Source organism: Pantoea sp. sgz302252 (assembly GCF_047713085.1).
Classification (GTDB): Bacteria; Pseudomonadota; Gammaproteobacteria; order Enterobacterales; family Enterobacteriaceae; genus Scandinavium.
Genome location: NZ_JBLFJW010000021.1, coordinates 74,051 through 94,393, shown reverse-complemented (window position 1 = coordinate 94,393; position 20,343 = coordinate 74,051). Strand labels below are relative to the sequence as shown.

The window sequence follows — 20,343 nt, the reverse complement described above, 5'->3', positions numbered from 1 at the left end:
GGGCTGTCTCTTATACACAAATCCCTGACGAATTTGTCGGGGATTTTTTTGAACTATTTTCCCGTCTGTTGATCTCTTCTGATATCTCTCTTTTCGGGTTTTTAGTATGGTGCTTTCTGATTGTTTTTCATGGGCTAAACACACTTTCGGGCTTGCGCAACTGGGTGACCCGCGGCGTACCCGCCGTCTCGTGACTGTAGCCGCCTCACTCACTCAACACCCCGGACTTTCTATCGTGAAATCATCCCTGTCTCCCGCCGAAGTTGAAGGCGCTTACCGCCTGTTGCGTAACCCCTGCGTCTTTCCTGACGCTATCGCTGAGGCAGGATTTATTGCCACGGCCAAAGCCGCCCGGGAGCATCCGCTTCTCCTCGCACTGGAAGATACAACGACCATCAACTTCAGCCATTCCAGCGCCTGCGATGAACTGGGCAACACCACCACCAGCCCGAAAACACGCGGCCTGCTTGCCCATTCGGTACTGCTCTACGCCCCGGACGGCGCCCGGATGGTGGGCCTTATCGACCAGCAACGTTGGAGCAGGGAGACCGCCACCTATGGCAAAAAACATCAACGAAAAGAGCGGCCTTATGAAGAAAAAGAGAGCTTTAAATGGCAGTTGTCATCTCAGTTGATGGCGCAGCGCCTGGGCGATATTCAGTCAAATGTTATCTCTGTGTGTGACCGTGAAGCGGACATCTGGCAGTACCTGAATTACAAAACCAGCCAGGGGCAGCGCTTCGTGGTCCGGGCCGCGCAAAACCGGCGACTGGAGGATGGCGCAGGCAAACTGTTCGACCTGCCTGAAAGGCTGACGCAGGCGGGAAGTCATACGCTGAATGTGGTTCAGAAAGGGGGGAGAGCGGCGCGCCAGGCACAGATGTTCGTCAGCTACAGCGCGGTGAATATTGCCGCACCGGACGGGTCGGGCGAACAGTTGCCGGTGACGTATATCTGCTGTCGGGAGGAAGAGGAAAGTGGGGCCTGCTGGCATCTGCTGACGTCAGAAAAAGTGGAGAGTGCGGAGCAGGCACGCATCATCATCAGCTATTACGAGCGCCGCTGGCTGATAGAGGAATACCACAAAGCATGGAAAAGCGGGGGCACCTGTGTGGAATCGCTTCGTATGCAGACACGGGATAACCTGGAGCGGATGGTGGTCATCCTCGCGTTTATCGCCGTGAGGGTACTGGCGTTGCGCCAGGGCGGGCTGAGTGAGGAAACGCTGAATGAGCCCTGCGAGCAGGTGCTGAGCCCAATAGAATGGAAGCTGCTGTGGGTAAAACAGGAAGGAAAAGCCCTGCCAAAGAAGGCGCCGAACCTGAAATGGGCGTATCTGGCACTGGCGAAAATGGGTCGATGGTATGACAGCAAACGAACAGGACGGGCGGGCTGGGTAGTGATGTGGGAAGGCTGGTTCAGGCTTCAGGATGTCGTTGAGGGGTACAAACTGGCGAAGTCTCTTGATCAGGAGATCTGATCAAGAGACAGCTGAAAGGGAGAGGGAGCAAGTCATCCCCTCGCCCCTTTGGGGAGAGGGTTAGGGTGAGGGGAAATCAGCGACAGACTATGCCGCATCTCCACGCACAACAGGTGCCAGCGCTGAAGCCAAATGCTTCGCCTCCTGCACCAAAGAATCACGGGAAATCTCGCTGATAGATTTTGCGCCGGTCAGCGTCATCGCCACTTTCATCTCTTTTTCGATCAGGTTCAGCAAGTTGGTGACGCCCGCGCCGCCATGCGTTGCTAGCGCATACAGATAAGCGCGGCCAAGCAGCACGCTGTCAGCACCCAGTGCAAGCATGCGCACCACGTCCAGACCATTGCGAATACCGCTGTCGGCCAGGATCGCGATATCGCCTTTTACTGCATCAGCAATGGCGGGAAGCGCACGAGCAGAAGAGAGCACACCATCCAACTGGCGACCACCGTGGTTTGACACCACGATACCGTCAGCGCCAAAGCGAACAGCATCGCGGGCATCTTCTGGATCGAGAATGCCTTTGATGACCATCGGGCCGTCCCAGAATTCGCGGATCCACTCCAGGTCTTTCCAGGAGATAGACGGGTCAAAGTTGTTCGCCAGCCAGCCAATGTAATCTTCCAGCCCGGTCGGTTTGCCCAGATAAGTCGAAATATTGCCTAAATCGTGCGGACGGCCATTTACGCCCACATCCCATGCCCATTGTGGGTGCGTGACGGCCTGCCAGTAGCGGCGCAATGCTGCATTCGGGCCGCTCATGCCAGAGTGCGCATCACGGTAGCGTGCGCCGGGCGTAGGCATATCCACGGTAAACACCAGCGTCGAACAGCCTGCGGCTTTGGCTCTTTCCAGCGCATTGCGCATAAAGCCGCGGTCACGCAGAACATAAAGCTGGAACCACATCGGGCGCTTAATGGTAGGTGCGACTTCTTCAATCGGACACACGGAAACCGTTGAGAGCGTAAACGGAATGCCTTTCGCATCGGCAGCCCCCGCCGCCTGCACTTCACCACGACGCGCGTACATGCCACACAGGCCGACCGGAGCCAGCGCCACCGGCATCGACAGTGTTTCGTTGAATAGCTTTGTTTCAAGGCTGAGGTCGGCCATGTTTTTCAGCACTCGCTGGCGTAGCGCGACCTGTGATAAATCCTCTACGTTGCGACGCAGGGTATGTTCGCTGTATGCCCCGCCGTCGATGTAGTGAAACAGGAACGGCGGCAGAATACGCTGAGCGGCGGCGCGATAGTCGCTGGCGGCAGAAATGATCATGGCTTGTTCTCCCTTATGGTTCGTCAGGATCGCCGGGCAGGCGGGTGATACGAGCCTGTCGGGCCCGGTCTTCATCAAACTGTTTAATGGTGGTGTGAACGAATCCCAGATGCGCCATCATCGCCTGGCGAGCAGATTCCGCATCGCCTGCCAGAATTGCATTCAGCACGGTCTGGTGTTGCTCGGTTAGCCCGGCAAACACAGGAGGCACGAGGTACATCCGCTGACGGCTCTTAATCACCGAGGATTGCAGCAGCTCGAAGAAGCCGCGCATGGTCTGAAGCAAAACGACATTGTGAGAGGCTTCGGCGATAGCCAGATGAAAACGGACGTCACCCTGTGCGGCGAGATCAGGATCTTCACTTTGTGAGGCTTCAAAGCAGAGCCGAAGTTTCTCTTTATCGGCATCGGTGGCTCGCAGCGCGGCATGCCACGCGGTACTGGCTTCGATGGCGTGACGGGCTTCGAGAATATCGAAGGTGTAATCCGGATCATCTGCCAACAGGCTTTTCAGCGGCTGCACAATGTTTTGTTCAGACCAGGGCTCGTGCTGCCAACGCACAAACGTGCCGCCGCCGCGACGGCTTAACAGCAGCCCTTCGCTCACCAGTCTTGCCAGCGCTTCCCGTAACGAATTACGAGACACGCCAAGCTGCACAGCCAGCTGGCGCTCGGCAGGCAGCCGCATACCGGCTTCCAGTTGCTGTTCTTCAATCAGCTTGCGCACACGGGTTGCCACCTCGTCTGCCAGACAGCGCGGAGCAGTGCTCATGTAAAATTGGTCCTGCCAATAGGGCGATGTGAGGATAATGCAGATGAATGGTTAACCATATATTGCTATCAGGCAACGTGAATATTGCCTGTGATGTGAGTTCTGTGAAGGGGAAGGCAAAATGGATAGGGATTGGTAGGGCCAATTTTGCTGGCCTTCTCCGTGTCGAGAGAAGGCCAGCGGCTGATCAGGCTGATATCAGTTCGGTTGATTCTGGTGCCACGAGCAGTAAATCATTGCGTAGCAATTTTCCTTCTGCAAGGCATTGACCAATGACATCAGCAATGGTGCGTTTGAGTGTGCTGCTGGTTGCTTTAAAACCCAACATTCTTGAGACTGAGGTGACTATCTCATCCTCGGTCGCCCCCAGATTGTGGGCGACAATGGCCAGCACCCCTTCTGCAATTTCCCGGGGATGTATCATTTCCGGTTTTCGCAGTCCTGCTGATGAAACATTTTGACGATTACGAATTTGGATTTCAGTTTCCTTATAGAGTAAGAAATCACCGTCAAAGGATATCAATCCTTTTTTGCAGGCGATGGCAGCGGCATTTCTGACCGTGGAGTCAATTCTCGCACCGGCACGCTGGAGTCCCCATGCCGTACGTAACCGCACTATTACCTCATTGATATGTACTGGTGATTCCTGAAGAACAATTTTTTCAATCAAATCTGACAATATGCCAACAGGGGTTTCATGAAGCTCATATCCGGAGCTCGCGACTGGTTCCGACTCACTGTAGTCTGCGGAAATATTCTCTTTTGGCTTCGCACTATCCAGGCCAATTTCAACAACATCTTCACGTTCTACAGTGACAATTTCCACCGGTACCGCACGCTGAGAGGCGTATCCTTGCTCTACACGTTGCGCGAAAGCTTTTTTAGCACTCTCAATAGCACTTAACACTCTCTGCAATTGTTCATCAGGGCGCTGGAACCAATCGGTACTCCAGATGCGATGAATGATCCAACCGTGATCTTCGAGAACAGCCTGACGAAGCCGATCGCGTTCGCGGGCAGAACGAGAGGAGTGATAAGCGCTGCCGTCGCACTCTATTCCTATCAGATACCGACCTGGCATCTCAGGATCGGCAATAGCAAGATCAATGAAGAATCCCGCGATGCCGACTTGCGCATGGACCTGATATCCTTTTTTCTGCAATGCCGAGGCGACTTGTTCTTCAAAAATACTGTCCATGGGTCTGCCAGACTGGTGCGCCAGGGAGAGTCTGCCAGTACGGGCATATTGCAGGAATAATTTGAAGGCGAAAACGCCGACACCTTTAGCCCTCTCAAGATCGATATCTTCATCTGTGATTGAGGCAAAAACCTCGCACCGCCGTTTGGCTCGGCTGATTAAAACGTTGAGACGTCTCTCACCTCCTTGCGACCCTAACGGACCGAATCGCATCGCGAGATATCCCTGCTTATTTCTCGCATAACCCACGGAGATCATGATGACATCACGCTCATCTCCCTGAATATTTTCGAGATTTTTGATGAAAAAGGGTTCGTTGGGATGGCTCACGAAGAACTCTTCACACTGCGGATTAAGCCTTCTGAGAAGTTCGAGCTCATCCTGAATGGCTTTTCGTTGCGAGACGGAAAAGGTTGCAACACCCAGCGACTGGCCTGGATTTTTTTGCGCGTGAAAGAGGATAGCGGCGGCTATTTGTTTTGCTTCAATCAGATTGGCATTACTGCCGCCTGAATCGAAGATACCCTCAGGAATATGATGAAACAGGAGTCCCATGCCCGCTTCCTGCGTATAAGGACTCGGTACGATAAACAGTTTATTTTCGTAGAATTGATTATTTGAAACGGCAATCAGTGACTGATGGCGGCTACGATAGTGCCAGCGTAGCATTCTCTGTGGTAATCCTCTTGCCACAAACAAACCGAGGATACTCTCAATATCAGCAACCTGGGACGAATCATCATCGTCGTTGCTGACCTCTGTCATACGTGAGAAAAAGCTGGTGGGGGGGAGTTGGCGCTCATCACCCACAACAACCACTTGCTGGCAACGTGCAATTGCGCCAATTGCGTCTACAGGTTGAATTTGACTAGCTTCATCCATGACCAATAGATCGAACTTTTGTTTTCCAGGGATAAGAAACTGTGCCACAGACAATGGGCTCATCATGATGACGGGTTTTAATGCCTGAATGGCAGGGCCTGCTTTCAACATTAGCTGCCTTATCGGCATATGGCCTCGTTTGCGCGCCATTTCAGCTCTCAGCACACCAACAGGGCCTGCGGCTCCTGTTTTTGACGGAATACGTCTGTGATGGGCTCTGACAACTTCAATGCTGGATGCTTTGATACGCCTGCGATCGAGGTCAGCAAAATAGCTGACTTTACGCGAGTGGAGCTCACCATCAAAACGTGCAAGAGAAGGCTCTTCTGCCACCATGAGACGAAGCAGAGATTCGTAGTAAGCGTATTCCACTGAAGATTGGCCTTGATGCAATGGCAGGCGACCATCTGCAAGTTGATCAATAACGGCTGTCAGTCCTTGCTGACATCCTTTAACAACACGGTGTTGCCACATAACCCATTTAGAGAGTTGTTCTGAGGAGAGGATCCAGGTTGATAGTTTCTCCCTCAAGTGCGTTATAGAGGGCGAGTTTTGTGCCCCAACATTGAATAAGCACTCCATCGTTGAAGCCAGGTCTCTGGCCAGCGTTCTGATATCCTCCTGGAGGTTGTTGCTGCGCTCGCACAGTGTGGTGGCTTGCTGGAGCAATGCCCCGCGATCGTCGATGGTTGCCGCGATGAAACGTAACTCTGGATTCTCTTTGATCCATTGATAGCTGATTTCAAGTGCCTGCCAGTCTGACTGAGGACCCTGCCAGAGCTCGGCAAACGCGGTTATCGCTAAATCCTGATGCGATGCGACGGAAGCCTTCAGGTATTGAAGACTGATGATTTCTTCAACTAGTAAGAGCCGTTCATCAAGATGCTCTGCGGGATCCCGGAGGACCTGATGGGACGTTGCCTCAATACGGACGAGTTTGTGACTCATCATACTGATAAATGCCAACGGAACTCTGTTGAAGGAAAAATGATTATCGAACCATTGCTCAGGCGAAATACCATGTGCTTTCCACAGGATCTTTAATGCGGATTGAACCTGCTCTGTGGTTTCTTTTAGCTGATTTGTCAGGTGCCTCAGCATGTCTCGATCTGACAGACGACTGGCGAGTTGGCGGGCTTCTGGTCCGACATCTTTCAATGTCGCCATCCACTCAACTACGGCCTTAAGTATGTCGCAATCGCTGTTTTCTCCACGCCAGTGATGGCTAAATGCATTCGCGCCAAAGTCGTTAGCTTCGGTAATTTTTTTCCTTAAGGCCTGGGCTTTGATCAGGTGTTCGAGCGTTTCAAGTTGTTGAGCCAGAGGTAGAGAAGGATCGCGAAGGAGACTGCGCACTACTGTCCGAGACTGCCGCCACTCCGCGTTCATAAAGCGTAACAAGCCTGTATGAACGGCCAGATTATGTCGAACCTGGCTAACGTCTATGTCCCAGGCGGTTTCAACGACCTGAGGCTCCATTTTAATTTTGATTTCTTTCAGTTGGATAATGTCATTAACCAGCCCGGACGCTTGTTCAACGCCATACTCCCAGACAGAGGCGATGAAAGCTTCAGGGCTTACATCTGGCGCATCAGCGACTCGTGAACTCAGTTCCAGCAGACGCGAGATATCTTTTAGGGAGTGGTAAATGGGTTGCGTTCCGAGCTCCTGCGTCAACCGCTCAACCTCAGCCTGAATTTTGGGGAGCAATACAATCAGCTGAGTTGCGCTTGAAAAGGCTGAGGGCTGCAGGTTATCCGGAACCGTTTTCAACTCATCACGAAGGGCCAGCAGGGGGGTGTCTGCCTGACCCGGATGAATTTTACTGTTAATGTCATCAAAGCATTCAGCGTAGTTTTTGCCTAAATCAATCATTGCTCTGATATCTGGCAATGAAGTTGACCACGCTGGGGACGCAAGGGCTAAGGGCGACAGGGCCGGCGCCTCGTGGATCTTTTTCGCGAGGGAGAGCAGCGTTCCTGCATCCGATAAACTATCAGGTTCAGGTGTCGCGGCGACTATTTTGGCTGTCGATTTGAGATCGTCACTCAAAATAAGCAGATGATTATTCAGTGTTTCCAGACGGGGGAGAAGTCTGTCAACCTCACCGGGTAATATTTCCTCCAGACCTACGCCGTACCACGGATGTTCACTCGGAAGGCCCATTTCCTCCAATCTTTCAACGAGTTCTTTGACTAATGCTAAGCGCTTTGCCAGGTCGCTGCTATTCCAGTTCTCAAATTGTTCCAGTTTAAGGTCAATAGGAGCCTGGCCTTGCTGTCGCAGACGAACTAATTGCCCCATAACCTGGAAGGGAGTCAGGCCTGAGGGGGAATACACTTTATGTAATCTGGCAGGGTGCGCGTTAAGCGAATCTCGGGCCTCGGTTAAATTTTCAATCAACTCGTCCGGATACTCGCCACGGGGGGAACCCAACTCCCAGACACGTTTTAATTCCTCCAGAAGCAGACGTTTATTCGCTTTATTGCTGTGCAATTCAAGACAGGCATCGCCAACGCCAGATTGGTCTAACCGACGTTTAACCACGTCGAGTGCAGCCATTTTCTCGGCGACAAAAAGAACTGTTTTTCCATCAGCTATGGCCGTTGCAATAATATTGGCAATAGTCTGAGATTTGCCGGTACCCGGTGGTCCCTGAATGACCAGGTTTTTACCCTGGCGCACATCATGAATGGCAAGTGTCTGCGAGCTGTCACTGTCCATAATGTGAAGCATCTCCTTCGGAGAGATCAGTGGATCAATCGGGCAATCTTCAGCAAGTAAATCCTCTTTTTCATCAAATCCATCTTCCATAAGTGCACTAATGATTTTTTTGTCGATAAGCGACTCATCGTCAGGCCAATTCTCAGGATCGAGATCTCTGTACATTAGAAACTTCGCATAGGAAAACAGGCCTAACGTTATATCGTTAGTTTTCACTTCCCAACCTGCTTTTAACGAAACCGCTTGAGCCACAGTGTCAATATATTCACTTACATTAATCTCATCGTTTTCATCAAGATGCATTTCCGGGAGGGTAATATGGTGAATACGTTCAAGGAAAGCTTCGAGAGAGAGGTTAGGTATAATTTCATCGGCACGTACTTTTAACTTAAACCGCTCTCCGGCATTGCCTCGCTCAAGCGTTACGGGGATAAGAATAAGGGGCGCATAGCGAATATTATCTTTGTTAATAGGATCAACCCATTTCAGCATCCCTAATGCCAGATACAGGAGGTTAACGCCTTGCTCTTCTTCGAGGGTTTTTGAATCGTGATAGAGATCGAGCAGGCGTTGTTGCAAGCCCTTGGGGGTTAACCTGGTTTGCAATCTGGTATCAAGATGCTGAGATTTTATGTCCAGACTGTCTTCATCGAAATGATAGACTGAATCATCTTCTTCCTGCTCCTGGTTTTCCGGGGTGTCAGTCTCTGCCTTGCCGGTTTTTCCATGCAGAAAGGTAAACGCTTTTTTTTCACTGACTAACAAACGGTAAATTTGTTCCGAGCGCTCATCGATAACATCAAGAAATCGAGAACTTTTGGAGCGCGGGATATTAAGTAGTCGGTTCCTGGCGCTAAGGTCAAGGAGTTCGGAGCGGGCTTTTTCTAGTTTTTGCGCTAATGAGAGACTGCTATCCTGGAATACAGGGGTTTCATTTGTTGTCATACGATCCATAGCCTGATCAATAATAAATTGATGAACTTTATGAGATATATACTCATAAGCATGCCGTGTGAATTGATTTTATATACAGAAAAGATGCGTTAACTCTACGCTCTATCATAGGCGTTGTGAATGAAATTTCACAATAAATATCATTGAGGTAGAGTGGATTTCAGGCATAAAATAGCCCAATATATTTACATGAATTATATATTGGGCTATTAACATTGTTGCAGTTGAATATTGACGATTACCTATTGCAAATTTTTAGTAATTAAAACTCCGTCTTCGAAAAGCCAGTCATCTCTTTCAGGCCCATTTCACGGCCCAGCGCGGTCATTGGGTGGATAACCACCAGGCCACGGACGCTTTTCTTCAGCTTGCCCATATCAGCCTGCTCTTTTTTGGTGATGGCGCGGCGGTACGGCATATCAGCCAGTTTCTGTGCTTCTTTGCTCAGCTTCTGGCCATACACTTCACGCAGGCGTGCGATTTCTGTTTCCAGCGTCGCTTTCTCTTTTTCCAGCTCGGCATACTTCTCTGCGTCATCCACCAGGGAGAGTGCTGGCTGCAGGTGACGAATAGCGTCCAGGCGGTCGCTCAGGCGTTTGATTTCGTTCTTTTCTACTTCTTTCATAGTCTGTGGCTTAGTGATGTAAAAGACGTTTGATACCCCATAGTATGCGCGTTGAGCGTTATTCCTGATAGTTAATTATCGATATTGTTCCGGCGAAGACGAGCGTTGATAGGATTTTATTAAGCCTAATAATATGAAAAATATAGAATTTTTTAGAAGTGTCTGTCTGATCGCATTTTTGCGCTTTAAGTGAACAAAAAGGCACATTTTCCTCAGCAAAAACGAAGCGACCGGACCAGGCTTAAAGAAGGTAACCGAAGAGGAGGGAAGATGATGGCTAAGATGGGTGAGAACATGCCGAAGATCATCGATAAAACGGTGGATTTCATGGCTTCCAGCCAGGCGTTTATGGAGTACCTGAAGAAGTCTTCGCCGCTGAATCACATTCCTGAGCATATCCCCGAGGAGAAGGCTCAGCTCTTTCGTGAACGGCTGGAATACTATCGGGATCTGTATAAACCGGTGTGTAAACGGGAAAGTGAAAACCAGGACTGAGCCGATTACTTCTGAAAGGCTTTTTTCAAGCTGATTCGGGAAATCAGCTCAGTGAGTGACAGCACCATGGTTGAGCGTACAACCTGCTGGTAGCGCTGCTTTTGCATGGCAAAGAGTTCGGCATCGCTGGTCTCAAAAAGCGGCTGCGGCGGCAGGGCGGCAACGCAGTGCAGTTCGCCAAAAGGGCCGAGGATTTCATCGTCCGTAAAGGCGTATTCATTGCCGTCGTGGTTGAGTTCTTCTCGCAGTGCCATCAGCAGTTCCGCATCTTCATACTCTGCACGGCTGATAACGCCCAGGCCGTAGATAAGTTTCAGACGCACAGACAAATCGCCCAGCGGCCCTTCGCCGTCCAGCAACGGTTCCACTGCGTATTTCACCGCGTAATCGTCTTTGCGGAAGACCTGAAGCACCAGCATGTTGACCGCCTCGGTCAGTAACTCGACGGCGGTAATCAGGAAGCTTCGAACGGTTTTGCCAGCATTCAGACGCTCAAGCACACGGTTTTCAAAGGCCTGGGTCTCTTCCATTATTGCCTGCATATCTGACAATCTTTTGTTGAGGTGCTGCTCCACGAGCAGCACCGGGTCGTGCATCATTTGATCGCGTGATATGCGTTAACCGCCTCCGCGACCACGTCGCTGTTGGCATCCAGCCCGGAGACTTGTGCCAACGCGGCCTGTGGGCCTTTCTCTTCGATAAGCTGGGCCAGTTCCAGCGCCTGTGGGTCTTCTTCACTGCGGTAGTGCATCGCACCCGCAATCCCTTTCACCAGATTTGCTTGCGGCAGGCCATATTCCAGCGTGCCGAGCAGCGGTTTAATCAGACGGTCACCCGCGCTCAGTTTACGCAGCGGCTGGCGGCCAACGCGCTCAACGTCATCTTTCAGATACGGGTTCTCAAAGCGACCGAGGATTTTCTGGATATAGGCAGCGTGTTTCTGCGCATCGAAACCGTAGCGCTTAATCAGCACCGCGCCGCTCTCTTCCATTGCGCCTTTCACCACGGCACGAATGTTTTCATCGAGAATCGCGTCGCGAATGGTCTGGAGACCAGCCAGCTTACCGAGGTAGGCGGTTATAGCATGCCCGGTGTTCAGGGTGAAGAGCTTGCGTTCCACAAATGCCATCAGGTTATCCGTTAATTCCATTCCCGGAATGGTTGGCAGGGTGCCTTTAAACTGGGTCTTGTCGACAATCCACTCACTGAAGGTTTCTACCGTCACTTCCAGAGGATCGTTAGTGGCGGAGGCAGAAGGCGGAACAATGCGGTCAACAGCGGAATCCACAAAGCCCACGTGCTCAGCAACCCAGGCTTTGTCTTCTTCGGCCAGCGCTGCATCAACGTGTCCTTTCAGCTGAGTGGTACCACGCACCATGTTTTCACAAGCGATGATGTTCAGCGGCGTATTGTTGCCAGCGGCTTTACGTTTCGCCAGGCCTTTAGCGATGGCCGGAGCAATGCGTTCAAGTACAACCGGGCCAACGGCCGTGGTCACCAGATCAACCTGAGCAATCAGCTCCACCACGTCATCGCCGATGCTGCTGACGGCATTTACGCCAGACACGGTTTCAACCTGCTCGTTCTCGCCAACCACGTGCACCTGATAGCTATGACGGGCATTCAGGGCATCCAGAACCACCTGATTCACATCGGCGAACGTCAGGGTGATACCCGCATCGGCCAACAGTTTGCCGATAAAGCCACGTCCGATATTACCTGCGCCAAAATGTAATGCTTTCATAGTCTTAACCTTCATCAATGTTTTTACCCGAGAGGGCTCGGGTGAGGGACTGCAATTGTTACCCCTCACCCGAACCCTCTCCCTTTCGGGAGAGAGTATCCCCGTCATACTTCAAGCCGCAGATGCGTTGGCTGTCCTCGCTCACCCCAGTCACTTACTAAAGTAAGCTCCTGGGGATTCTCTGCGGAGCCGCCTTTCTGCAACTCGAATTATTTAGGGGATAGTGTCCATTACGCTTTGTTACCCGAAATCAGGGCCAGCACTTCAGCCACGCTGTGGGTCGTCGCCAGGCGCTCGATAACAGATTCGTCATCCAGGGCGTTGGTCAGGCTGGTGATAACGTGAATGTGCTCGTTATTACGCGCCGCGATACCAATCACCAGGCGGGCAATGTCGTCTGGCTCATCACCAAATTTCACGCCGTCCGGGTACTGACAGAATACCACGCCGGTTTTCAGCACACGGTCTTTCGCTTCGATGGTGCCGTGCGGTACCGCAATAGACTCACCCAGATAAGTTGGGGTCAGTTTTTCACGTTCCAGCATCGCTTCAACGTATTCCGGCTCAACGTAGCCGCCTTTCACCAGTTGCTCACCGGCAAAACGAATCGCTTCTTCTTTGCTGAACGCTTTGCAGCCGAGGAAGATGTTTTCCGCGCCGAGTTTGAACAGATGGCTGTCGTCCTGCTCGAAACTGCCTTGCAGCGTTTCACGGACTTTTACTTCGTTGTCTTCGTGACGCTGTGCCGCAACCAGACGCTCAGTCAGGCTGGTGTACAGACCGCTGTCGAGGAAGTTGGTCAGCGAAATGTGCTGGGCCTGAGGCACCTGGCGCATTGCACGTTCGGTCAGATCGCGGTGAGTGATGACCAGGTCAACGTCTGGCGGCAGGTTGTTGATGGCGCTGTTGGTCACAGAGATGTGGGTCAGGCCCGCATCGGCGACTTTCTTACGCAGCACGCCTGCACCCATCGCGCTGGAACCCATACCGGCATCACAGGCAACGATGATTTTACGCACGTGGCTCAGGTCGTTAGTCACATCGCCTGCGGTCAGCGGGGTCGCTGCACCTTTAGACTCAGCTTTCATGTCCTGCATACGACGGGTCGCTGCTTCGATGTCGTCTTCTTCTTTGACTTTGCTGGTTTTCAGCAGGACAGCCGATACCGCGAAGGAGACCGCCATTGCTGCACAGATAGCCGCGATGTTAGCGAAGTACGCGCCTTTCGGGGTCATCGCCAGCACCGCCAGGATGGAACCCGGAGAAGCCGGAGACACCAGGCCGCCGTTCAGTATGGTCAGGGTGAAGACGCCAGTCATACCGCCGAGGATAACGGCCAGGATCAGACGTGGGTTCATCAGCACATACGGGAAGTAAATTTCGTGGATACCGCCCAGGAAGTGGATGATAGCCGCGCCGCCCGCAGACTGTTTCGCACTGCCGCGACCGAAGAACATGTACGCCAGCAGAACACCCATACCAGGGCCTGGGTTGGCTTCAATCAGGAAGAAGATAGATTTGCCGAGCTCATGGGACTGCTGAATACCCAGCGGCGAGAAGATGCCGTGGTTGATGGCGTTGTTGAGGAACAGGATTTTCGCCGGTTCAACAAAGATAGACGCCAGCGGCAGCATGTCATGGACAACCATGAAGTTAACGCCAGCCGCCAGCACTTTGGACAGCACTTCAACCGCAGGGCCAATGCCGAGGAACGCCAGAATGGCGAGGATCATCCCGATGATGCCAGCGGAGAAGTTGTTCACCAGCATTTCGAAACCGGACTTGATCTTACCGTCTACCCAAACGTCAAAGCGTTTAATCGCCCAGCCGCCCAGAGGACCGGCAATCATCGCGCCGAGGAACATCGGCATGTCTGCACCGACGATAACGCCCATGGTGGTGATAGCACCCACCACGCCACCGCGGTCACCGCCAACCAGACGACCCCCGGTATAACCGATGAGCAGTGGCAGCAGATAAGTGATCATCGGCCCGACCAGCTTCGCCAGCGTTTCGTTCGGCAACCACCCTGTTGGAATAAATAATGCGGTGATAATCCCCCACGCGATAAACGCGCCGATGTTTGGCATCACCATGTTGCTGAGGAAGCGACCAAAGCTTTGCACTTTGATCTTGATATCGGATGACATAAAAACACCCCTTCTTATGTTTACTGTCGCGCAGGCCAAAGCCCGAGGTTTGTTGTTAATTGGCGGCAGAGGTAGCCGGACCCTGTTGATGATGCGAAATCTGGCACTGAATCGTTCAACTGTCCAGTTAGCATCCTTTGCTGTGATCTTTGTCACGCTAATATAGGGTGGTAAGCGTTAAATGAGGTGATCTCAATCACAAAATGACTGTGTAAAAAAAGGACTAAGCGCAAAAAACAGTCCCAACAAGTCTATTAATGTGATTTGTCTCGCATTTTTTGGTGATGGGTTTGTTGTTAATGTGTGATTCTGGTCACAAAATATTTTTCCTTCAGACAAAGCCTGATGTGATCCAGGCCTAAATTTGCCCTAACCCGTTGCCACCGCTGTAACTGAATGACAAACGGCACAAGAAATAACCCGCTGTGGGCATAGCGAGAATAGCAAAGCCTTATTATGCTTGAGTGACAGTGGGAGAGGCGGTTCCCACCAGGGCACATTTCCTTTCCTTCTGAGCGTAATAAGAGGCAGCTATGTTTCTTAACTATTTTGCGCTGGGCGTTTTAGTTGTCGTCTTCCTGATTATCTTTTACGGGATAATCATTCTTCATGACATTCCCTATTTGATCGCGAAATCCCGTAATCATCCGCATGCCGATGCCATTCACGTCGCAGGCTGGGTCAGCCTGTTCACGCTGCACGTCATCTGGCCGTTTTTGTGGATCTGGGCCACCTTGTACCAGCCAGAGCGCGGCTGGGGGATGCAACAGGCACAAAACGACACGCTGGCGGATTTGAAGCGGCGAGTGGCGGCCCTGGAGCAAGAGAACAAGCAGTAGCACGCGTCGCGGAGACTGGTTATGGACTTGCTCATCATTTTGACCTACGTCGCACTGGCGTGGGCGGTATTTAAGATCTTCCGCATTCCGGTGAATAAATGGAGTGTGCCAACGGCGGCGCTGGGCGGTGTGTTTCTGGTCGGCGCGTTAATTCTGGGCATGAACTACAACCACCCTTACACCTTTACGGCGCAAAAGGCGGTGATCTCCATTCCGCTCACCCCGCAGGTGACGGGCGTTGTCAGCGAAGTGACGGATAAACAAAACACCTTAATTCGTAAAGGCGAGGTGCTGTTTAAAATCGATCCGACTCGCTACCAGGCTCGGGTCGATCGCCTGAAAGCCGATTTGACGACCGCCACACATAACGTTGATGCGATGAAAGGGCAGTTGGAAGAAGCCATCGCCAACACCACCAGAGTGTCAGCAGAGCGCGACCGGTTGTACAAAGACTATCAGCGTTATCTGCAAGGCAGCCGCGCTCGGGTGAATCCTTTCTCTGAAAGCGATATCGATAATGCCCGGCAGAATTACCTCGCGCAGGATGCGCAGGTGAAAGCTTCCGTGGCCGATCAGGCGCAGATAAAAAGCCAGCTTGAAAGCATGCAAAACGGTGAGCAATCGCAGATTGCCAGCCTGCGAGCTCAGCTGGCGGAAGCCACTTACAATCTCGATCAAACCACTATCCGCGCGCCCAGCGATGGCTATGTCACGCAGGTTTTGATTCGCCCCGGCACGTACGCCGCAGCGCTGCCTTTGCGCCCGGTCATGGTGTTCATTCCTGAACAGAAACGACAGATTATTGCCCAGTTCCGGCAGAACTCTTTGCTGCGCTTGAAACCCGGTGATGAAGCCGAAGTAGTGTTTAGCGCCCTGCCCGGCGAAGTGTTTCCCGGCAAGCTGACCAGTATTTTGCCTGTGGTGCCCGGCGGCTCTTATCAGGCGCAGGGTCAGTTGCAGTCGCTGACCATCGCCCCGGGCACTGACGGCGTATTGGCGGTGATTGAGCTACAGCCGAATGAGGAAGTGGATGCGTTACCAGACGGGATCTATGCCCAGGTGGCGGTCTACTCCGACCATTTCCATCATCTCTCCATCATGCGAAAAGTGCTGCTGCGTATGACCAGCTGGATGCACTATCTGTATCTCGATCATTAACCTGAATTTTTACGTCGCCTGCGCCATACTGATATTTTTGCTGAATATCAGGGAGCAGGCGATGAAACTGATTGGGAGTTACACCAGCCCGTTTGTGCGTAAAATTTCGGTGATCCTGCTGGAAAAGGGGATCACCTTCGAGTTTATCAACGAGATGCCTTATCACGCCGTCAACGGCGTGGCGCAGTACAATCCGCTTGGTAAAGTGCCCGCGCTGGTCACCGATGACGGTGAGTGCTGGTACGATTCGCCGATTATCGCCCAGTATATTGAGCAACTGAATATTGCTCCGGCACTGGTGCCGCGTGATGCCAAAGCCGCCTTGCATCTGCGCCAGCTTGAAGCGTTGGCCGATGGCATTATGGATGCGGGTCTGGTGTCTGTACGCGAACAGGCACGCCCGGCGGCGCAGCAGTCGCCGGAAGAGCTGGTGCGGCAGCGTGAGAAAATCAGCCGTGGGCTGGACGCGCTGGAAAGCTATGTGGCTGATGGCACGCTGAAGGTGGACGAGCTGAACCTGGCGACCATCGCCACGGCCTGCGCTGTGGGTTATCTCAATTTCCGCCACGTCTCTCCGGGCTGGTGCGCCACGCGTCCCCATTTGGTCAAACTGGTCGGGACACTGTTCCAGCGAGACAGTTTTGCCCGCACAGAACCGCCAAAAGCGTAACGCGATCAATAACTCTCAGGGCAAAAAAACAGTACAATTCCTGCACGTTGATTCCCCCTCTCCCGTCGGGAGGGGGCAAACCACAGGCTTATTCATGACCACCGAAACCCCTTCGCTGTTCAGTCAACTTCCCGCCACGGACCGCCTGTTGCGCGATCCGGCGTTTCTTCCTCTTATCGAGCATTTCGGCCACAGCCAGCTTGTCGCGGTATTGCGTCAGTTGCAGGATGAGGCACGCGACAGCATTCGTGAAAACAATGTACTGCCGGAGTGGTGCCAGAACTGGCATCAGGCGGCAGAGGCGCGCCTGGCCGGAGATACGCAGAGCAAGCTGCGTCCGGTGATAAACCTCACTGGCACCGTGTTGCACACCAATCTGGGCCGCGCTTTGCAGTCGGAAGCGGCTGTTGCGGCGGTGAGTGAAGTCATGCGTTCGCCCGTCACGCTGGAGTATTCGCTAGATGGTGCCGGACGTGGGCATCGTGATAGTGCGCTGGCTGAATTGCTGTGCCGTCTGACGGGCGCTGAAGACGCCTGCATTGTGAATAACAACGCCGCGGCGGTGCTGTTAATGCTGGCGGCAACGGCAAACGGCAAAGAAGTGGTGGTTTCACGTGGCGAGCTGGTGGAGATTGGCGGCGCGTTCCGCATTCCGGATGTGATGCGCCAGGCGGGTTGCACGCTGCATGAAGTGGGCACCACCAACCGCACTCACGCCCGCGATTACGTGAATGCCATCCACGATAACACAGCCTTGCTGATGAAGGTCCACACCAGCAACTACAGTATTGAAGGCTTCACCAAAGCGGTTGATGAAGCTGAACTGGCCTCCATCGGGCTGGAGAAAGGCATTCCGGTGGTGGCGGATTTAGGCAGCGGTTCGCTGGTGGATTTGAGCCAGTATGGCCTGCCGAAAGAACCGATGCCGCAGGAGCTGATTGCCAGCGGCGTGAGCCTCGTCAGTTTCTCTGGCGACAAGCTGCTCGGTGGCCCGCAGGCGGGCATTATTGTCGGCAAACGTGAGCTGATTGCGAAGCTGCAACAGCACCCGCTCAAGCGTGCGCTGCGCGCCGATAAAATGACACTGGCGGCGCTGGAAGCCACGCTACGTTTGTATCTGCATCCTGAAAAATTACCGCAGGCATTGCCAACCTTACGCCTGTTAACGCGCCAACAGGATGAGATTCGTGAGCAAGGCGAGCGCTTACTAGCGCCGCTGCAAGCGCACTATCCTGATTTCACCGTGCGCCTTGAGCCGTGTCTGTCGCAAATAGGCAGTGGTTCGCTGCCGGTTGATCGCCTGCCTTCTCAGGCAGTCACGTTCACGCCGAATGACGGACGAGGCAGCACGCTGGAAGCGCTGGCAGAAAGTTGGCGACAGCGTGAATTGCCGGTTTTAGGGCGCATTTATGACGGGCGTTTATGGCTGGATTTGCGCTGTCTTGAAGACGAGGCGCGCTTTCTGGAGAGTGTGTTGAAATGATTATTGCCACCGCCGGGCACGTTGACCACGGCAAAACCACCTTATTGCAGGCTATCACGGGCGTAAATGCCTCTCGCTTGCCGGAAGAAAAAGCGCGTGGCATGACCATCGATTTGGGGTATGCCTACTGGCCGCAACCCGATGGCCGCGTGCCTGGGTTTATTGATGTACCAGGCCACGAAAAATTCCTCGCCAATATGCTGGCGGGCGTAGGCGGTATCGATCATGCCCTGCTGGTGGTGGCGTGCGATGACGGTGTCATGGCGCAAACCCGCGAACATCTGGCGATTTTGCAACTGACCGGAAAGCCGACGATCACCGTTGCCTTGACCAAAACCGATCGCGTTGATAGCGCACGTATTGCCGACGTTCATCAGCAAGTCACCGACGTTTTGCGCGAATACGATTTCAGTGAAGCCACTTTGTTTGAAACAGCAGCCACGGAAATGCGCGGCATCGAGGCTTTACGTGAGCACCTGCTGAATCTGGCAGAGCGCCAGCACGCTGAGCACCAATGTTTCCGCCTGGCGATTGACCGGGCATTCACCGTGAAAGGCGCAGGCCTTGTCGTGACCGGCACGGCGCTGACGGGCGAGGTGAAGGTTGGCGATACGCTCTGGCTGACAGGCGTCAACAAACCCATGCGCGTGCGTGGGCTACACGCGCAAAACCAGCCGACAGAACAAGCACACGCCGGGCAGCGTATAGCGCTGAACATTGCCGGTGATGCGCAAAAAGAAGACATCACCCGCGGCGACTGGCTGCTGGTGCAACAGCCCGCAGAACCGTCAGAGCGCGTCATTGTTGAGCTGCAATGCCACACGCCGCTCACCCAGTGGCAGCCGCTGCATATTCACCATGCCGCAAGCCATATCACCGGGCGCGTCTCGCTGCTGGAAAATAATCTGGCGGAACTGGTCCTGGATACGCCGCTGTGGCTGGCAGATAACGACAGGCTGGTGCTGCGCGATATCTCTGCCAGAAGCACGCTCGCAGGGGCATGCGTGGTGACGCTGAACCCGCCTCGTCGCGGTAAACGTAAGCCGGAATATCTGCAGTGGCTGGCGCAACTCTCTCAGGTGAGCACGGACGCAGAAGCATTCGATGTCCACCTGCAACGCGATGCGCTGCGCCTGAGTGAATTTGGCTGGGCGCGTCAGCTTAATGACGAAGGCTTAGCACCGCTGCTTCAACAGCCGAACCTGCTGCGAGCGGGCGATAGCGTGCTGAGCGGCGCACTGAGCCAGCGCTGGCAGCAGAAGTTGATCAACGCCTTGTCCGTTTACCACGAACAGCATCGCGATGAGCCGGGGCCAGGCCGGGAACGTCTGCGCCGTATCGCGCTGCCGATGGAAGACGAAGCGCTGGTGCTGATGTTGATTGAGCAAATGCGCACGTCGGGGCTTATCAACAGCCACCACGGCTGGCTGCATCTGCCAGATCATAAAGCCGGATTTACTGACGAACAGGCTGTGTTGTGGCAAAAAGTTGAACCGCTGTTTGGCGATGAACCCTGGTGGGTTCGGGATTTGGCGAAAGAAACGGGCAGCGACGAACAGGTTATGCGCGTGACGTTACGGCAGGCAGCGCAGCAGGGGATGATTACGGCGATCGTCAAAGATCGTTATTACCGCAACGATCGGATTGTGCAGTTTGCCGGATTGATCCGCCAACTGGATCTGGCGCGGGGATCAGCCTGTGCGGCCGATTTTCGCGACAGCCTCAACGTGGGCCGCAAGCTGGCGATTCAGATTCTTGAATACTTCGACAGGATTGGCTTCACTCGCCGTCGCGGTAACGACCACCTCTTACGCGACGCGTTGCTGTTCCCGGCGGCAGAAAAATAATCGGCCAAAGGCGGCAGGTGAGAGGCCTGCCGCTTCACGTTATTTCT

Annotated in this window: 15 protein-coding genes; 8 read left to right on the top strand and 7 right to left on the bottom strand. The window is 53.3% G+C overall.

Annotated features, from left to right (window positions below):
- Both ACLW56_RS16375 and ACLW56_RS16370 read left to right on the top strand, forming a co-directional pair.
- On the top strand, positions 1–194 hold a 194-nt coding region (locus tag ACLW56_RS16375), incomplete at its 5' end, for a hypothetical protein (RefSeq protein WP_330984809.1).
- Positions 107–1,480 carry an IS4 family transposase gene (locus tag ACLW56_RS16370; protein ID WP_330982379.1) on the top strand — a complete coding sequence of 458 codons (1,374 nt, stop codon included), beginning with the start codon at positions 107–109 and terminating at the stop codon, positions 1,478–1,480. The genes ACLW56_RS16375 and ACLW56_RS16370, both read left to right, overlap by 88 nt.
- 87 nt (positions 1,481–1,567) lie before the next feature.
- Here ACLW56_RS16370 and lldD read toward each other — a convergent pair whose 3' ends face one another.
- The 4 genes from lldD to ACLW56_RS16350 all read right to left on the bottom strand — a co-directional run bounded on the left by lldD (position 1,568) and on the right by ACLW56_RS16350 (position 9,910).
- A complete protein-coding gene (gene lldD, locus ACLW56_RS16365) occupies positions 1,568–2,755 on the bottom strand; it encodes an FMN-dependent L-lactate dehydrogenase LldD (RefSeq protein ID WP_330984805.1) in 1,188 nt (395 codons plus the stop codon).
- 13 nt (positions 2,756–2,768) lie between these two features.
- Positions 2,769–3,527 carry a transcriptional regulator LldR gene (gene lldR / locus ACLW56_RS16360; RefSeq protein ID WP_330984804.1) on the bottom strand — a complete coding sequence of 253 codons (759 nt, stop codon included), beginning with the start codon at positions 3,525–3,527 and terminating at the stop codon, positions 2,769–2,771.
- Between the two features lie 187 nt (positions 3,528–3,714).
- Positions 3,715–9,276 carry a DUF3320 domain-containing protein gene (locus ACLW56_RS16355; protein WP_330984803.1) on the bottom strand — a complete coding sequence of 1,854 codons (5,562 nt, stop codon included), beginning with the start codon at positions 9,274–9,276 and terminating at the stop codon, positions 3,715–3,717.
- A gap of 271 nt (positions 9,277–9,547) precedes the next feature.
- Positions 9,548–9,910 carry a YibL family ribosome-associated protein gene (locus ACLW56_RS16350; RefSeq protein ID WP_330984802.1) on the bottom strand — a complete coding sequence of 121 codons (363 nt, stop codon included), beginning with the start codon at positions 9,908–9,910 and terminating at the stop codon, positions 9,548–9,550.
- 273 nt (positions 9,911–10,183) lie between these two features.
- Between ACLW56_RS16350 and ACLW56_RS16345 the strand changes: the two genes are divergently transcribed.
- Positions 10,184–10,405, top strand: coding sequence for a hypothetical protein (locus ACLW56_RS16345; protein ID WP_330984801.1), 222 nt, complete (start codon positions 10,184–10,186; stop codon positions 10,403–10,405).
- Between the two features lie 5 nt (positions 10,406–10,410).
- Here the strand turns inward: ACLW56_RS16345 and mtlR are convergent, their stop codons facing one another.
- From mtlR to ACLW56_RS16330, 3 genes are all read right to left on the bottom strand, one after another.
- On the bottom strand, positions 10,411–11,001 hold the full coding sequence (gene mtlR, locus ACLW56_RS16340) for a mannitol operon repressor MtlR (RefSeq protein ID WP_330984807.1): 591 nt from the start codon (positions 10,999–11,001) through the stop codon (positions 10,411–10,413).
- Positions 11,001–12,164 carry a mannitol-1-phosphate 5-dehydrogenase gene (gene mtlD / locus ACLW56_RS16335; protein ID WP_330984800.1) on the bottom strand — a complete coding sequence of 388 codons (1,164 nt, stop codon included), beginning with the start codon at positions 12,162–12,164 and terminating at the stop codon, positions 11,001–11,003. Before mtlD ends, mtlR begins: the two co-directional genes overlap by 1 nt.
- A gap of 215 nt (positions 12,165–12,379) precedes the next feature.
- The gene (locus tag ACLW56_RS16330) at positions 12,380–14,299 is read right to left on the bottom strand and encodes a PTS mannitol transporter subunit IICBA (RefSeq protein ID WP_330984799.1); all 1,920 of its coding nucleotides are present in this window, start codon (positions 14,297–14,299) and stop codon (positions 12,380–12,382) included.
- 533 nt (positions 14,300–14,832) lie between these two features.
- Between ACLW56_RS16330 and ACLW56_RS16325 the strand changes: the two genes are divergently transcribed.
- The 5 genes from ACLW56_RS16325 to selB all read left to right on the top strand — a co-directional run bounded on the left by ACLW56_RS16325 (position 14,833) and on the right by selB (position 20,296).
- Positions 14,833–15,138, top strand: a complete 306-nt coding sequence (locus ACLW56_RS16325; protein WP_330984798.1) for a DUF3302 domain-containing protein — start codon at positions 14,833–14,835, stop codon at positions 15,136–15,138.
- A gap of 21 nt (positions 15,139–15,159) precedes the next feature.
- Positions 15,160–16,296 (top strand): HlyD family secretion protein, encoded by a 1,137-nt coding sequence (locus tag ACLW56_RS16320; RefSeq protein ID WP_330984797.1) that lies wholly within the window; start codon positions 15,160–15,162, stop codon positions 16,294–16,296.
- A gap of 61 nt (positions 16,297–16,357) precedes the next feature.
- Positions 16,358–16,966, top strand: coding sequence for a glutathione S-transferase (locus ACLW56_RS16315; protein WP_330984796.1), 609 nt, complete (start codon positions 16,358–16,360; stop codon positions 16,964–16,966).
- A 94-nt stretch (positions 16,967–17,060) separates the two neighbouring features.
- Complete coding sequence (gene selA / locus ACLW56_RS16310; protein ID WP_330984795.1) at positions 17,061–18,449, top strand: L-seryl-tRNA(Sec) selenium transferase; 1,389 nt, start codon at positions 17,061–17,063, stop codon at positions 18,447–18,449.
- A complete protein-coding gene (gene selB, locus ACLW56_RS16305) occupies positions 18,446–20,296 on the top strand; it encodes a selenocysteine-specific translation elongation factor (RefSeq protein WP_330984794.1) in 1,851 nt (616 codons plus the stop codon). Before selA ends, selB begins: the two co-directional genes overlap by 4 nt.
- Positions 20,297–20,343: the final 47 nt, after the last annotated feature.

Excerpts from the sequence above, each read along its gene's own strand:
- ACLW56_RS16370 (WP_330982379.1), top strand. The coding sequence starts at position 107 with ATGGTGCTTTCTGATTGTTTTTCATGGGCTAAACACACTTTCGGGCTT.
- lldD (WP_330984805.1), bottom strand. The coding sequence starts at position 2,755 with ATGATCATTTCTGCCGCCAGCGACTATCGCGCCGCCGCTCAGCGTATT.
- lldR (WP_330984804.1), bottom strand. The coding sequence starts at position 3,527 with ATGAGCACTGCTCCGCGCTGTCTGGCAGACGAGGTGGCAACCCGTGTG.
- ACLW56_RS16355 (WP_330984803.1), bottom strand. The coding sequence starts at position 9,276 with ATGACAACAAATGAAACCCCTGTATTCCAGGATAGCAGTCTCTCATTA.
- ACLW56_RS16350 (WP_330984802.1), bottom strand. The coding sequence starts at position 9,910 with ATGAAAGAAGTAGAAAAGAACGAAATCAAACGCCTGAGCGACCGCCTG.
- ACLW56_RS16345 (WP_330984801.1), top strand. The coding sequence starts at position 10,184 with ATGGCTAAGATGGGTGAGAACATGCCGAAGATCATCGATAAAACGGTG.
- mtlR (WP_330984807.1), bottom strand. The coding sequence starts at position 11,001 with ATGCACGACCCGGTGCTGCTCGTGGAGCAGCACCTCAACAAAAGATTG.
- mtlD (WP_330984800.1), bottom strand. The coding sequence starts at position 12,164 with ATGAAGGTTAAGACTATGAAAGCATTACATTTTGGCGCAGGTAATATC.
- ACLW56_RS16330 (WP_330984799.1), bottom strand. The coding sequence starts at position 14,299 with ATGTCATCCGATATCAAGATCAAAGTGCAAAGCTTTGGTCGCTTCCTC.
- ACLW56_RS16325 (WP_330984798.1), top strand. The coding sequence starts at position 14,833 with ATGTTTCTTAACTATTTTGCGCTGGGCGTTTTAGTTGTCGTCTTCCTG.
- ACLW56_RS16320 (WP_330984797.1), top strand. The coding sequence starts at position 15,160 with ATGGACTTGCTCATCATTTTGACCTACGTCGCACTGGCGTGGGCGGTA.
- ACLW56_RS16315 (WP_330984796.1), top strand. The coding sequence starts at position 16,358 with ATGAAACTGATTGGGAGTTACACCAGCCCGTTTGTGCGTAAAATTTCG.
- selA (WP_330984795.1), top strand. The coding sequence starts at position 17,061 with ATGACCACCGAAACCCCTTCGCTGTTCAGTCAACTTCCCGCCACGGAC.
- selB (WP_330984794.1), top strand. The coding sequence starts at position 18,446 with ATGATTATTGCCACCGCCGGGCACGTTGACCACGGCAAAACCACCTTA.